This window comes from Streptomyces sp. (assembly GCF_035563135.1).
In the GTDB taxonomy this organism is placed as follows: Bacteria; Actinomycetota; Actinomycetes; order Streptomycetales; family Streptomycetaceae; genus Streptomyces.
Genome location: NZ_DATMVN010000230.1, coordinates 1 through 12,507 on the forward strand (window position 1 = coordinate 1; position 12,507 = coordinate 12,507).

The 12,507-nt window shown below is 71.1% G+C and carries 11 protein-coding genes and 2 pseudogenes; 3 read left to right on the top strand and 10 right to left on the bottom strand.

Annotation, left to right across the window (positions count from 1 at the left end; all coding sequences use genetic code 11):
- Positions 1–209 precede the first annotated feature (209 nt).
- The 4 genes from VN520_RS10120 to VN520_RS10135 all read right to left on the bottom strand — a co-directional run bounded on the left by VN520_RS10120 (position 210) and on the right by VN520_RS10135 (position 4,001).
- Entirely contained in the window at positions 210–1,361 is a 1,152-nt protein-coding gene (locus VN520_RS10120; RefSeq protein WP_325746532.1) for a serine hydrolase domain-containing protein, read from the bottom strand.
- A 103-nt stretch (positions 1,362–1,464) separates the two neighbouring features.
- Positions 1,465–2,040: a histidine phosphatase family protein gene (locus VN520_RS10125; RefSeq protein ID WP_325746533.1), complete on the bottom strand. Its 576-nt coding sequence runs from the start codon at positions 2,038–2,040 to the stop codon at positions 1,465–1,467.
- Between the two features lie 66 nt (positions 2,041–2,106).
- Entirely contained in the window at positions 2,107–2,544 is a 438-nt protein-coding gene (locus VN520_RS10130; RefSeq protein ID WP_325746534.1) for a GNAT family N-acetyltransferase, read from the bottom strand.
- A complete protein-coding gene (locus VN520_RS10135; protein WP_325746535.1) occupies positions 2,541–4,001 on the bottom strand; it encodes a PLP-dependent aminotransferase family protein in 1,461 nt (486 codons plus the stop codon). The genes VN520_RS10130 and VN520_RS10135 overlap by 4 nt, the downstream gene beginning before the upstream one ends.
- Here VN520_RS10135 and VN520_RS10140 point away from each other — a divergent pair.
- Positions 4,000–4,971, top strand: coding sequence for a DMT family transporter (locus VN520_RS10140; protein ID WP_325746536.1), 972 nt, complete (start codon positions 4,000–4,002; stop codon positions 4,969–4,971). The genes VN520_RS10135 and VN520_RS10140 overlap by 2 nt on opposite strands.
- 42 nt (positions 4,972–5,013) lie before the next feature.
- Entirely contained in the window at positions 5,014–5,217 is a 204-nt protein-coding gene (locus VN520_RS10145; protein WP_325746537.1) for a DUF1918 domain-containing protein, read from the top strand.
- 53 nt (positions 5,218–5,270) lie between these two features.
- Here the strand turns inward: VN520_RS10145 and VN520_RS10150 are convergent, their stop codons facing one another.
- The gene (locus VN520_RS10150; protein WP_325746538.1) at positions 5,271–6,533 is read right to left on the bottom strand and encodes a glycoside hydrolase family 10 protein; all 1,263 of its coding nucleotides are present in this window, start codon (positions 6,531–6,533) and stop codon (positions 5,271–5,273) included.
- A gap of 197 nt (positions 6,534–6,730) precedes the next feature.
- Between VN520_RS10150 and VN520_RS10155 the strand changes: the two genes are divergently transcribed.
- Complete coding sequence (locus VN520_RS10155) at positions 6,731–7,591, top strand: 3-hydroxybutyryl-CoA dehydrogenase (protein WP_325746539.1); 861 nt, start codon at positions 6,731–6,733, stop codon at positions 7,589–7,591.
- Positions 7,592–8,198: 607 nt separating this feature from the next.
- Here the strand turns inward: VN520_RS10155 and VN520_RS10160 are convergent.
- The 5 genes and pseudogenes from VN520_RS10160 to VN520_RS10180 all read right to left on the bottom strand — a co-directional run.
- Positions 8,199–9,398: a phosphatidylserine decarboxylase gene (locus tag VN520_RS10160; RefSeq protein WP_325746540.1), complete on the bottom strand. Its 1,200-nt coding sequence runs from the start codon at positions 9,396–9,398 to the stop codon at positions 8,199–8,201.
- 134 nt (positions 9,399–9,532) lie between these two features.
- Positions 9,533–9,616, bottom strand: a pseudogene (locus VN520_RS10165) (IS5/IS1182 family transposase); the annotation flags it as partial.
- A gap of 112 nt (positions 9,617–9,728) precedes the next feature.
- Complete coding sequence (locus tag VN520_RS10170; protein ID WP_325746541.1) at positions 9,729–10,259, bottom strand: NUDIX hydrolase; 531 nt, start codon at positions 10,257–10,259, stop codon at positions 9,729–9,731.
- Between the two features lie 87 nt (positions 10,260–10,346).
- Positions 10,347–11,687 carry a transcriptional regulator gene (locus VN520_RS10175; RefSeq protein ID WP_325746542.1) on the bottom strand — a complete coding sequence of 447 codons (1,341 nt, stop codon included), beginning with the start codon at positions 11,685–11,687 and terminating at the stop codon, positions 10,347–10,349.
- 360 nt (positions 11,688–12,047) lie between these two features.
- Positions 12,048–12,507, bottom strand: a pseudogene (locus VN520_RS10180) (phenylalanine--tRNA ligase subunit beta); the annotation flags it as partial.

The following is a 12,507-nucleotide window of genomic DNA, read 5'->3' on the forward strand; positions in this document are numbered from 1 at the left end:
GCCCCCCGCCCGTAGCACTGGTGAGCTGCACGCCAGGTGCGCCCCTGGGCGGGACGCCGGCCGCACGGGCCGGTCCATGACTTCGGTGCCGGGTTCAACGAGAACCATCCGGTACGGAAGGATTTCCCCTGGCGATCCGTCCGCGGACCGGCCGCACGCGGCGCGCCCTGCTCGCCGCACTCGTCACCGCGTCGGTTACCGACCGCAGCTCACAGGGCCTCGTACACCGCGTCGACCAACGCCATCTTGCGGGGGTCGTCCGCGATGTTCGGGCCCATGCGGTTCATGACGTAGCCGAGGGCGATCCTGGCCTCCGGGTCGGCGAGCCCGCAGGAACCGCCCGCCCCGTCGTGGCCCACGGCACGCGGGTTGGGACCGTACGAGGAGTTCGGGCCGCTCAGCCAGAGGCCGAGACCCAGCTCGGTCTCGTGGGTGAAGCCCGCCCCCAGCACCAGGTCACGGCAGGGCCCCTGGCCTTCGCGGACCCGCTCCGCCGCCGCCTCCGACAGGATCCGCCGGCCGTCGAGGGTGCCCCGCCCGGCGAGGATGCCGTAGAGGGAGGCGACCGCGCGGGCGGTGCCGTGGCCGTTGGCGGCGGGGATCTCCGCGGCACGCCACTCGGGGGTGTTGGCGGCGGCGGTGCCCGTGCCGGGGTTGAGCAGTGAGGCGATGGCCACCGGCTCCATCGCGGCGAACAGGGCGGCCTGTTCACGGGAGACGGCCTTCGGCTGGACGAGTTCGGCGACCCGGCCGGCGTCCTCCTCCGGGAGGCCCACATGGAAGTCGATGGAGAGCGGCCCGGTGATCTCCTGGCGCAGGAACTCCCCGGGCAGCAGCCCGGTGATCCGGCGGACGACCTCGCCGACGAGGAAGCCGTACGAGATCGCGTGGTAGCCGGATCGGGTGCCCGGCTCCCACCAGGGCTCGGTGGCCGCGAGCCGGGCGGTGGTCAGTTCCCAGTCGTAGAGCTCGGCCAGGGTGTGCGGATCACGCAGCCCCGCGACCCCCGAGCGGTGTGAGAGCAGATGGCGTACGCGCACGGATTCCTTGCCGGCCGCGGCGAATTCGGGCCAGTACGCGGCCACCGGGGCGTCCAGGTCCAGGAGACCGCGGTCGACGAGGGCATGGGCGCAGAGCGCGGTCGGACCCTTCGTCGTGGACCAGACGTTGACCACGGTGTCCCGCTCCCACGGGCGGGTCCGCCCGCCGTCGGCCCAGCCGCCCCAGAGGTCCACCACGGGGTGGCCGTCGAGCAGGACGGTGACCGCCGCGCCCAGCTCGTCGCGCTCGGCGAAGTTCGCCGCGAACGCGTCACGCACCGCGGTGAACCGGTCGTCACAGTGGCCTTGGATCTGCGGCACGGGTCGCTCTCCTCGTCTCGGTGCCACGCACCATACCGACTGGTCGGACCGGCGGGAAGCCGGTGCACGCGGGGTTCCTCCGTCCGGGCAGCCGGGCGGGCCGTCAGCGCGGAAACGCTTCGAGGCTGAGGCTCCAGCGGCCGGGCAGTCCGGTGATCGTCACGGCTGAGAGCGGGCGGACGTCGATGTTCCAGTACGTCGACGGCGGAGCCTGGATGGCGTACACCAGGACCGCGCGGACGACGGCGGGTTCGGCGACGGCGACGAGGGCGCCCTCGCGGACCGGCCGGGTGTCGAGCCAGCCCCCCACCCGGGATATGAAGGCGAGCAGGGACTCACCACCGTGCGGGGCGGAGCGCGGGTCGGCGAGCCAGGTGTCGACACCGGCCGGCTCGCGGGCGGCCACTTCGGTCAGGGTCATGCCCCGCCACCGGCCCATGTCGCAGTCGCGCAGCGCGGGCTGGAGGAGCGGGGCGAAGCCGAGGGCGTCGCCCGTGGCGCGGCTGCGCGGGGCGGGCGAGCAGTAGCGCAGTTCGGCGGCGCCGAGCCGCACCAGCGTATGGGCGGCGAGCTGGATCTCGCGCCGGCCGGCGGGATCGAGCGGCCGGTCGTCGTCGAAACGCTCGGCGAGGAGGGTGGAGCTGCGTGCTGCGGCGACCAGGGACACCCGAACACTCATGCGCGCGATGGTGGGGCCGGGCGCCCTGCGGGTCAAGAGGGCCGGCAGCCACGCGCGCGCCCTCGCTCAGCCCGCCTGGAGGACCATCCACATGTCCGGCTCGGCGAGCGGGGTGAATCCGAGCTTCGCGTAGACCCCGTGGGCGTCCTTGGTGGCGAGCAGGAACCTGCGCACCCCCGACGGGGCCAGCTCGTCCCGGACGGCGGTGACGAGCCGGGTGCCGAGGCCCTGGCCCCGGGCCGCGCGGTCGACGTACACGTCGCATATCCATGCGAACGACGCACGGTCGGTGACCACACGCGCGTAAGCGGTCTGCTCGCCCGAAGCGAGGTCGTACGCCCCGAAGTTGAGCGAACCCGCGATCGCCCGTTCCTGCTGTTCGCGCGTGCGCCCCAGGGCCCAGTAGGCGTCCGTGGACAGCCAGTGGTGGATGCGGGCCGTGTCGAGCCGCGTGGGATCGCCGGAGATCTCGTGGCGCCGCACAGCGGTGTCCTTGTCGTTCATGCGGGGAGGTTATCGCCCGGCGGCCTCAGCTCGTCGACGGCGGCGCGCAGCCTGCGGACCCCCTCGGCGATCTCCGCCGGGCCCGAGACGGCCGCGAAACTCAGCCTGATGTGCCCGGCGGGGGGTTCGGCGCAGTGGTACGGACGGCCCGGGGCGACGGCGACCCCGGCCCGCAGCGCGGCGGACACCAGGGCGGACTCACCGGCCCCCGGCCCGGGGAGCCGGAGCCAGATGCTGCCGCCGCCTGACGGCACGTGCGGCAGGGCCAGTCCGGGGAGCCGGTCGCGTACCGCTGCCGTCATCACGGTGCGACGGCTGCCCAGCTCGGCGGCCACGGTACGAAGATGGCGCTCCCAGGCCGGGGATCCCACGAGTTCCAGCGCGGCCTCCTGGACGGGGCGCGGCACGAAGAAGCTGTCGACGACCTGGATGGCACGCAGCCGCTCCAGGACGGAGCCACGCGCGGCCAGTACGCCGACGCGGAGGCTGGGCGAGGTGATCTTGGTGAGGGAGCGCACATGGACGACGACGCCGTCCGGGTCATGGGCCGCGAGGGGCTCGGGCAGCGGACCCGCATCCGCGTGGACCAGATGGCGGGCGAAGTCGTCCTCGACGAGGAAGGCGCCCGCCTCGCGGGCCGCCCGCACGATGCGTTCACGCCGCTCCGGCGCGAGGATCACACCCGTCGGGTTCTGGAAGAGCGGCTGGCAGACGAAGACTCTCGCTCCGGTGGCGCGGAAGGCGGCCTCAAGCAGATCGGGCCGCACCCCGTCGGCGTCCATCGGTACGGGCACCGGCCGCAGACCGGTGGCGCGGGCTGCGGCCAGCATCCCCGGGTACGTCGGCGATTCGACGAGCACGGGTGCTCCCGGCGGGGCGAGCGCCCGCAGGGCGGTGGCCAGGGCGCTCTGCCCTCCCGCCGTGATCAGGACATCGGACCCGGTGAGCGTGCCGCCGATCTCCCGGGCGAACCAGGCGCGCAGCTCGGCCAGCCCGTCGGTGGGCGGCCTGCCCCATGCCCCTGGCCGGCGTCCGGCCCGGGCCAGAGCTCCGGCGAGGGCACGCTCGGGCTGGAGACCGGGGTGGAGGTAGCCGCCGTTGAATTCGATGACCCCGGGCGGTGGTGCGGCAAGGGTGACGAGGACACCGGAGGCATCGACGGTGCGCGGCACGACCTCGGGGCCGCTGTCCCCGCTGAGCGTCACCTCCTGCCAGGAGGTGTCACCCGGGACGGGCGCGGCGGCGCGGGGTCCGGCCCGGAAGGAGCCCGAGCCGGGGCGGGTGACGACCAGGCCTTCTGCGGCGAGTTGCGCGACGGCGCGGGAGACGGTCACCGGGCTGACCTTGAACCGCTCGACGAGTGCCCGGCTCGACGGCAGCTTTCCACCTGGCGAGTAGCGGTTCAGCTCACCTTTGAGAGAGACAACCAGATCGGACACACTGCTACGCTCATGCATGAGAGCACAGGATAGCGCTACCACCCAGACGACGATAGCAGTCGGCACCGACCGTCCTTACGCACGCCGCGGCCCGGCGAGCGGCGTCGCACTCGCCGGGCTCGGCGTGCTGGCCTTCTCGCTGACCTTCCCCTCGACCGTATGGGGCCTGGAGAGCTTCGGCCCCTGGTCCTTGGTCGCGCTGCGCAGCGTGCTCGCGGCACTGATCGCGGGGGGCGCACTGCTCGCCGGCCGGGTACCGGTGCCCGCGCGCCGCCACTGGGCCGGTCTCGCGGTCGTCGCGGGTGGCGTGGTCGTCGGATTCCCTCTGCTGACCTCGCTGGCACTGCAGACCTCCACCAGCTCGCACGCGGCCGTGGTCGTGGGACTGCTGCCCCTGACGACCGCGCTGCTCTCGGCCGTGCGCACCGGTTCACGCCCGCCGCGCGCCTTCTGGGCCGCAGCGCTCGCCGGGGCGGCGGTGGTGATCGCCTTCACGGTCCAGCAGAGCGGCGGAAAGCTCTCCGGCGGTGATCTCTACCTGTTCGGGGCGCTGCTGGTGTGTGCGGCGGGCTACACCGAGGGCGGCAGGCTGGCGGGGGTGATGCCGGGCTGGCAGGTGATCGGCTGGGCTCTCGTCCTCTCCCTGCCGCTCGCGGTGGCCGGCGCGGCCGTGGCGCTGCCCTTCGAGCCGGTGCGCCTCACGGCGCACGGGGTGGTGGGGCTGGTCTGGGTGGCCGTCGGCTCGACCTTCCTCGGACTGTACGTCTGGTACCGGGGCATGGCGGAGATCGGGGTCCCCCGGGCCAGTCAGCTCCAGCTGGCGCAGCCGCTGCTCACCCTGGTCTGGTCCTTCCTCCTCCTCGGCGAGGAGGTGTCCACCGCCGCTCCGCTCGCGGCGGTGGCGGTCCTGGTGTGCATCGCCGTCACCCAGCGGGCGGGAAGCCGTGAGACACGCCGTACGGGAGCCGAGGCGCCCGCCCGGTCATAGACTTGTCGACATGGACCGCCACCCGTGAGGAGGTCAGCCCCGATGGAGGCACACACGGGCGACCGGCTGCTGACGCACGGCAGGACCGTGGGACAGCACGACCGGGTCGCAGAGATCATCGAGGTGCTCGGTGACGGGGGCAGCCCCCCGTACCGCCTGCGCTTCGAGGACGGACACGAATCGATCAGGTCCCCGGGCCCCGACAGCGTCGTCCAGCACACCGCCCCGGAGGACCGGAAGCGGTAGGGCGCGCGTGCGCCGGGGGCACGAGTGGTTCCCGGCGCACGCGTCCGGGACGGTCAGCGGGGTGTGCGGGCCCGGTCCTGGTAGTGGTCGGCCACCACCCGGGCCATGGCGCCGATGGGATCGGCCTTCACGTGCTTCGCCGAGAAGTAGACGTGGCCGCCCACCTCCGGATGGCCGACGGCGAAGTCGAGGTGCCGGGAGAGTTCCGCCGGGTCCTGCCAGGCCGCGGGCTGGGCCGGATCTCCTGCCTTGTAGAGCGCCTCACCGACGTACAGGCCGACACCGGTGCCCCGGACCGTCCCGGCCCACCACGGCAGCAGCTTCGCGTAGTCGGCGGCGGAGAAGCCGATGTTCCAGTAGATCTGCGGGCAGATGTAGTCGATCCAGCCCTCCTTCACCCATTTCCGGGTGTCGGCGTACAGGTCGTCGTACGTCTGTACCCCGGCCGTGGTGTCGGAGCCCAGCGGATCGGTCTTCGCGTTGCGCCACACCGCGAAGGGACTGATCCCGAACTTGACACCGCTCCTGACCTCCTGGATCCGCTCGGAGGTCTCACGCACCAGCCGGTCGGTGTTGTCGCGGCGCCAGGCCGCCTTGTCCGGGAAGCCGGCGCCGTACCTTTCGTACGCGGCGTCGTCGCCGAAGACCTGGCCCGCCACCGGGTAGGGGTAGAAGTAGTCGTCCCAGTGCACCGCGTCGACGGCGTAGCGGCTGACCGCGTCGAGCATCGCGTCCTGGACGAACTTCCTGACCTCGGGCAGTCCCGGGTTGTAGTAGAGCTTCCCGCCGTAGGGCAGGACCCAGTCGGGATGCAGCCGGGCGGGATGGGAGGCGACGAGACGTGAGGGGTCCGTGTGGTTCGCGACCCGGTAGGGGTTGAACCACGCGTGCAGTTCCAGCCCGCGGGCGTGTGCCTCGCGCACCGCCGTGCCCAGCGGGTCCCAGCCCGGGTCCTTGCCCTGGACGCCGGTGAGGCACTGGGCCCACGGCTCGTACGACGAGGGCCACAGGGCGTCGGCGCTCGGCCGGACCTGGAGGACCACGGCGTTCAGCCGCAGGGTGACCGCGCGGTCCAGATGGGCGGTCAGCTCCGCCTCCTGGGCTGCGGCGCTCAGGCCCGGCTTGGACGGCCAGTCCAGGTTGGCGACCGTGGCGATCCACACACCGCGCAGCTCGTTCGCCTGCGCCCTGCGGCCCCGGCTTCCGTGCCGGGGGGAATCCGGCCCGCGCGCGGCAACGGCATCACCCGCCGTCATCAGGGCGGCCACCGTGCTCGCCGCGCCCAGCACCATGGACCTCCGGCTCATACGACGCATCTGTGCACCTTTCGTTTCCCTGTTCCTGTGTGCCACGTCGGCAGTGCGTGACGCAGATCATGCCCGTCGCCGGGCCGCGTGACCCGCAGCTCGCCGGAGTGGCGTCACGGAGTAACGTCGTGGGGTCGAGGCGGGCACCGGAATCAGACGGGAACTGCCGCACGAAGATCAGCGAAAGGCACGAGGTGACGGACTCTATGGCCGACATTGCACGCGTCGGAGTGGTCGGCTGTGGCCAGATGGGCGCAGGCATCGCGGAGGTGTGTGCCCGCAGCGGCCTCGATGTCATGGTGGCCGAGACCACCGGTGAGGCCCTGGAGATAGGGCGTACCCGGCTTCACAACTCCCTCTCCAAGGCCGCCGAACGCGGCAAGATCACCGAGGAGGAGCGCGACGGGACCCTCGGCCGCCTCAGCTTCACCACCGACCTCGGCGAGTTCGCCGACCGCGATCTCGTGATCGAGGCCGTCGTGGAGAACGAGCAGGTCAAGACCGAGATCTTCCAGGTGCTCGATCAGGTGGTGACCCGGCCGGACGCGATCCTGGCCTCGAACACCTCCTCCATCCCGCTGGTGAAGCTGGCCGTGGCGACCTCCCGGCCGGACCAGGTCATCGGCATCCACTTCTTCAACCCGGCCCCCGTGCAGCGGCTCGTCGAGCTGATCCCCGCGCTGACGACGTCGGACGCGACCGTAAAGCGTGCCGAAGCCGTCGTGCAGAACGTGCTCGACAAGCACGCGATCCGCGCTCAGGACCGGTCGGGCTTCGTCGTCAACGCCCTGCTGATCCCCTATCTGCTCTCCGCGATCCGGATGTTCGAGTCGGGCATCGCGAGCCGTGAGGACATCGACAACGGCATGGAGATGGGCTGCGCCCACCCGATGGGCCCGCTCAAGCTCGCCGACCTGATCGGTCTGGACACCGTGGCCTCGGTCGCCGACTCGATGTACGCGGAGTACAAGGAGCCGCTGTACGCCGCTCCCCCGCTGCTCCAGCGCATGGTGGACGCGGGCCGGCTCGGCCGCAAGACGGGCTCGGGGTTCTACCCGTACGAGTGACCGCCCGCCAGCGGGCCCGGCGCTCACACCGCCGGGCCCGCCGGGGCACGTTCCCCGAGGTCAGGACCGTGTGCGGCTCGTAACGCCTCACTTCCCGGTGCCGATCCGGGGCCGTGCCGGAGCGTTACGGAGCGACGGCGCGGATGCACGGGTCCGAAGCCCTGGACCTTTCAGCGCTGCCGCAGCCTTCCGTGCTCGTACTGCGAAAACTCCTTCGGACGCCCCTCCGACGGAGCTGAAAGTCCCTAGAAGGTCCCTGACGACCCGGACCCGGGATCCACGCATCACGAGACCGTGGGTGTTCGTGTTGCGTGGTACCCCGTCGTGCCGCGTGGTGACGGTTTCGCTGATCAGGGCGTGCGCAACAGGCTGACCCGTGTCACCTTGCGACGCGCCGCCCGAAGGGGTCTGCCCACCGGCGGGGCAGCCGGAAAAGGCCAGCGAGGGCATTGCACGGCTGCAAGCGTAGCTCCTGGCGAGGTCGGACGGGCACATGGGAGTGCTTGTCCGGCCTCGACAGGAGCACCATTGTCTTTGTTCACGAAAGCGGGTTCTGGCTCCTTGGGCCTTGGGTCGAGGACCCTGGGCGACAGGTCCGAAACTCTGGTCAAGCGCTTGGACTGCACCGCGCGATGACCGAGCCGACAAGTCGGAATCCCTCGTCGTCGCTCACCTCCGGAGTGACACCGTCCTGGAACAGGACGATGATGTCGGAGCCGCCGAACTGGAAATAGCCGAACTCCTCGCCTTTGACTACGTGAGTGCCCGGGACCGTGGTGAGGTTCACCGAAGCGACATGGCCCATTCCTACGGCGATGACCGCGACGATGCCCAGGTCGCCGTGGTCCGAACCTGAGGTGTCAAGCGTGAGGACCCCCCTGGCCTGGGAGAACTCATAGCCGCTCTGGGCGCTGTCCTTGGATACGAGCTTGTGGTTCTCGAGGTCGACCTGCATATAGACTTTCCCGCTGATCACGTACGATTCCTTGACCAGCCCGGAGACCGGCACGTGGTAGCGGTGGTAGGCCGAAGGCGGCAGCATGTAATGGACGAAGGTGCCGTTGGCGAAGGTATCGGCATATTGGCTGCCCTCGATGAGCTGCTGGATGTTTCCGTAGTGGTGCGTCTCCTTGATGGTGGTGCGTGGGATGTTTGACGATTGGTCGATACCGTAGCAATGCTGGAATTCGCAGTCGGCCGGCGAGGTTACGATCATATTGTTCGTGGGCTCGCATACGGGCCGCAGGCCGGGGTTGAGTTCCCTGGCGAAGAACTGGTTGAAGGTCAACCAGCCGCTGGGCATATTCGGCCGGCCGTTCACCAGGGATTCTTCGATGTTGTATTCGGGCGCATCTCGGATGAACGAGTCCAGGATCTCCTGGCTGAAGGACTCCGTGGTGTCCAGGAAGCTGCCCCATTGACGAGCGAACGCGGTGAGCCAGTCGCGGAAGGAGTCCGAGTTCTCGGCGACGGCCGTCCGGCCGTCGCCCACCTTCTGGTCGATCAGCCAGAAGAAGTGGGCCAGGCGGTCGCTGACCTCTCTGGCATATCGCTGCTCCGGAGCCGATTTTTTCCATGCCGCGGCGTCGGACTGACGTGGCACCCACCGGATGAAGCGCTTCAGGTAGGCGTAGTAGTCCGGTAGGGACTGCGGCCAGTCGAGGGCCTCGAACAGGTCGGTGTCCAGGCGGGCCTCGGCGAGTTCTCCGGCGTTGCGCAGGGACTTCTCGATCAACGTCCCGAGGCCGCGGTCGTCGCTGTCGATGGTTACCTGCAGATCGTGGATGATCTGGTCCGTCCCGTTCATGGGGTGCTCCTCCTGTAGGCCGGCTCGCGGCGGCTCCTTCGGCCTCTACGCATTGCCTGCCCGAATAGTCCCGTGTCAGGCGGTGCCAGCGGTCGGTCGACGCGCCCAGGAGCGGGTGCCATCCAGCTTCTCCGGCGCCGCCGCTCCAGGGTGAGGACGGCCTTGGCGATCGAAGACATGCGGTCGGTACTGCCTCGGGGCCTACGGAAGATCCGCCAGGGATTCGGCATCGGCCCCGCTCGGGTTCCTGCCCCTACGGGTGAGCCGCCTTCGCCGGTGCGGCGGGCTGCCCGGGGCCGCCCCGGCGGCCCGCCGCACCGGCGTGTGCCGTCACCCCAGCTGCATGTGATGCAGCATCAGCAGTCCGGCCGCCATGTTGGCGGCCGGGATCTCACCGCGCGCGACCATGTCCGGGACGAGTTCGAGCGGGACCCACTCGCGGCGTGAGGACTCGAAGCCGTCCGCCGGGGGGCCGGTGTACGTCGCCTCTCTGGACCAGAAGAGGTGGTGCCGGGCGTCGACGAGGCCGTTGGCCGGTTCCACCGTCATCAGCGGACGCAGTTCGCCGGGGCGCCAGCCGGTCTCCTCCTCCATCTCCCGTGCCGCCGCGACGGCGATGTCCTCACCGTCCTCGACCACGCCCGCGGCCAGCTCCCAGCCCCAGGTGTCCGTGATGAAGCGGTGCCGCCACAGGAGCAGGACCTCGTTGGCCTCGTTGACGACGGTCGCCGCCGCGACTGCCCTGAGCCGGATGAGGTAGTGGTCCAGATGCCGGCCGTCGGGGAGAACGACGTCCGCCAGGTTCACCCGGAACCAGCGATTCTCATACACAGTCTGTTCGTTCAAGTTCGTCCACTGCACAGTTCTGCCACCTTCCGACTGGTTGATGGCAACATCGGAGCAGGGCCCGCCGCGCAGGGGAACGTGTGGCGACTCCTGGAGCGAGGCTCACAGAGGCACGCGCAGCGCTCCTTCGATGAGCCGGGCCGCCGCCATCGCGTCGGCGCTGCCGCTCGTGGCCAGATGTTCCCGCACGGAGCGCAGCCGGTCCCGGAGCCGCTGGGATTCCATGCCCCGGGCGCGTTCCGCCATCTCCGAGGCCGTTCCGGCCGCCTTGTCCGCCTCACCCTGGAGCAGTTCGAGGTGGGTGAGCATGGCGAGCCGGTGCACGGTTCCGCGATCGTGCGCCGGGGAGCGTACGGCCGCCGCCGCGTGCTCCCGGGCACCGGCGAGATCCCCGAGGCTCAGCAGCGCCTCCGCCACCTGGACGTTGACGAGGCCCGGCTGGACGTAACCCGTCTCGTCCGGTTCGCCCGCGCTCCGGATGCGGCCGGCCTCGGCCTCGGCGCGGCCGATGCACTCCAGGGCGCTGCGGTGGTCGCCGAGCTGGGCGTAGGCCTTGGCCTGCATCGCGTGCAGATCGGTGGCCAGCGCCGGGGTGATGTGCGGGCCCGCCGCCCGCAGGGCCGCTTCGGCGAAGGCGACGGAGCGGCGGAATTCGGCCAGGTACAGCGACTGGTTCACGAGCAGCGCGATCACATAGCCGCCGAGTCCGCGGTCCCCGCTGGCCTTGGCGAGGCGCAGGGCCTGGTGGAAGTAGCGCTGGGCGAGTCCGTGGGCGTCGGAGTCGTAGGCGCAGATCCCCGCGACGGCCACCAGCCCGGCGGTCGCGCGGTGGAGCTGACGCCCCGTGGCATCGCCGTACCCGCCGCGCAGCAGCGGCGCGGTCTCGGCGTTGAGGAAACCGACGATGCGGGGTCTGGTCGCGATGCCGCCCGCCTTCCGGTACATCTGTTCGTAATGTGTGCGGGCCGCACGGAGCATCGCTATGTCCGCCATGCTCACGCGGGACGGCCCGGGGCGGGAGACATCGGCGTCCTCGGGCGGGTTCTCCCACTCCCAGACCGGCATCACGGCTGTCGTGCCCGTGACGGCGGGCGCGGTGGTGAGGTGCGGACGCTGCTGTTCGTCGGAGCGCCACAGCGCGGTCGCGCGCTCGACGAATCCGGAGAGGCCGGCCTCCTGGACCGCCGTGCGTGCCCCGGGGACCCCCATGCCGATGTCGTCGAGTGTGACCGGCCGGTCCAGCCGGACCGCGAGGACTTCGCAGATCAGGTCGGGGACCTGCCCGCGCGGGCGCTGACCCTTGAGCCAGCGGGCGACCGCCGTGTGTTCGTAGCGCAGGCACAGCCCTCGGGCGCGGCCGGCCTGGTTGACATGGCCGGCGAGCCCGGCTCGGGACACACCCGCCTCATCGATCAGAGATTCGAGCAGGACGTTGGGCTCCATTGCCCCCCCATGTGCGTGTCGCAATGAGCCTAGTCGAGCACGGTTCACACGGGGTGTGAACGCAATGCCCGGACCGCCCCGCTGTGCGCCCTGCCGCGCCGGTGCGCCGCTCGGTTGAATGATTGCCCCGCAAGAGGCGGCCGGGTCGTCGGCTCCCCCTCGTAACAGTTCGACGACCCGCATCCGCGCCGTTCGTCCTGCCGGCCTGCCCGGCACTCCGTGGCAGGACGGACGGTGCCGGACCGTACAGCCCCACTGCCCCGGTGACAGGAGGGCCCCTGCGCGGTCCCCGGGCCGCCCGGCGGGAGCAGAAGGGGCGTATCCGGTGGCCCGGATACGCCCCTTCTCACCACTTCGGTCCTACGCGCCGCGCAGGACCGCCCCGGTGCGCTCGGTCGCCAGGGCGACCGCGGTGTCGCGGGCCGCGGAGGCCTCCTCCACCGTCAGCGTGCGGTCCGGGGCGCGGAACCGCAGCGCGTACGCCAGGGACTTCCTGCCCTCGCCGATCTGCTCGCCGGTGAAGACGTCGAACAGCCGAAGCGATTCGAGCAGGTCGCCGGCGCCTTCGCGGAGCGCCTTCTCCACGGTCTCCGCGGGCACGTCCGAGGCGACGACGAGCGCGACGTCCTGGGTCGCCACCGGGAAGGTGGAGATCCGGGGCGCCTGGAGCGCACCGTCGACGGCCTGCTCCAGGACGTCGAGCTCGACCTCCATGGCGCAGGTCCGCTCGGGCAGGTGGAGTTCCTTGACGACGCGCGGGTGCAGTTCGCCCGCGTGCCCGAAGAGGGTCTCCTCTCCGCCGACCGTGACGTACAGCGCG

Excerpts from the sequence above, each read along its gene's own strand:
- VN520_RS10135 (WP_325746535.1), bottom strand. The coding sequence starts at position 4,001 with ATGCATGAGCGTAGCAGTGTGTCCGATCTGGTTGTCTCTCTCAAAGGT.
- VN520_RS10160 (WP_325746540.1), bottom strand. The coding sequence starts at position 9,398 with ATGAACGGGACGGACCAGATCATCCACGATCTGCAGGTAACCATCGAC.
- VN520_RS10150 (WP_325746538.1), bottom strand. The coding sequence starts at position 6,533 with ATGCGTCGTATGAGCCGGAGGTCCATGGTGCTGGGCGCGGCGAGCACG.
- VN520_RS10130 (WP_325746534.1), bottom strand. The coding sequence starts at position 2,544 with ATGAACGACAAGGACACCGCTGTGCGGCGCCACGAGATCTCCGGCGAT.
- VN520_RS10155 (WP_325746539.1), top strand. The coding sequence starts at position 6,731 with ATGGCCGACATTGCACGCGTCGGAGTGGTCGGCTGTGGCCAGATGGGC.
- VN520_RS10145 (WP_325746537.1), top strand. The coding sequence starts at position 5,014 with ATGGAGGCACACACGGGCGACCGGCTGCTGACGCACGGCAGGACCGTG.
- VN520_RS10175 (WP_325746542.1), bottom strand. The coding sequence starts at position 11,687 with ATGGAGCCCAACGTCCTGCTCGAATCTCTGATCGATGAGGCGGGTGTG.
- VN520_RS10125 (WP_325746533.1), bottom strand. The coding sequence starts at position 2,040 with ATGAGTGTTCGGGTGTCCCTGGTCGCCGCAGCACGCAGCTCCACCCTC.
- VN520_RS10140 (WP_325746536.1), top strand. The coding sequence starts at position 4,000 with ATGAGAGCACAGGATAGCGCTACCACCCAGACGACGATAGCAGTCGGC.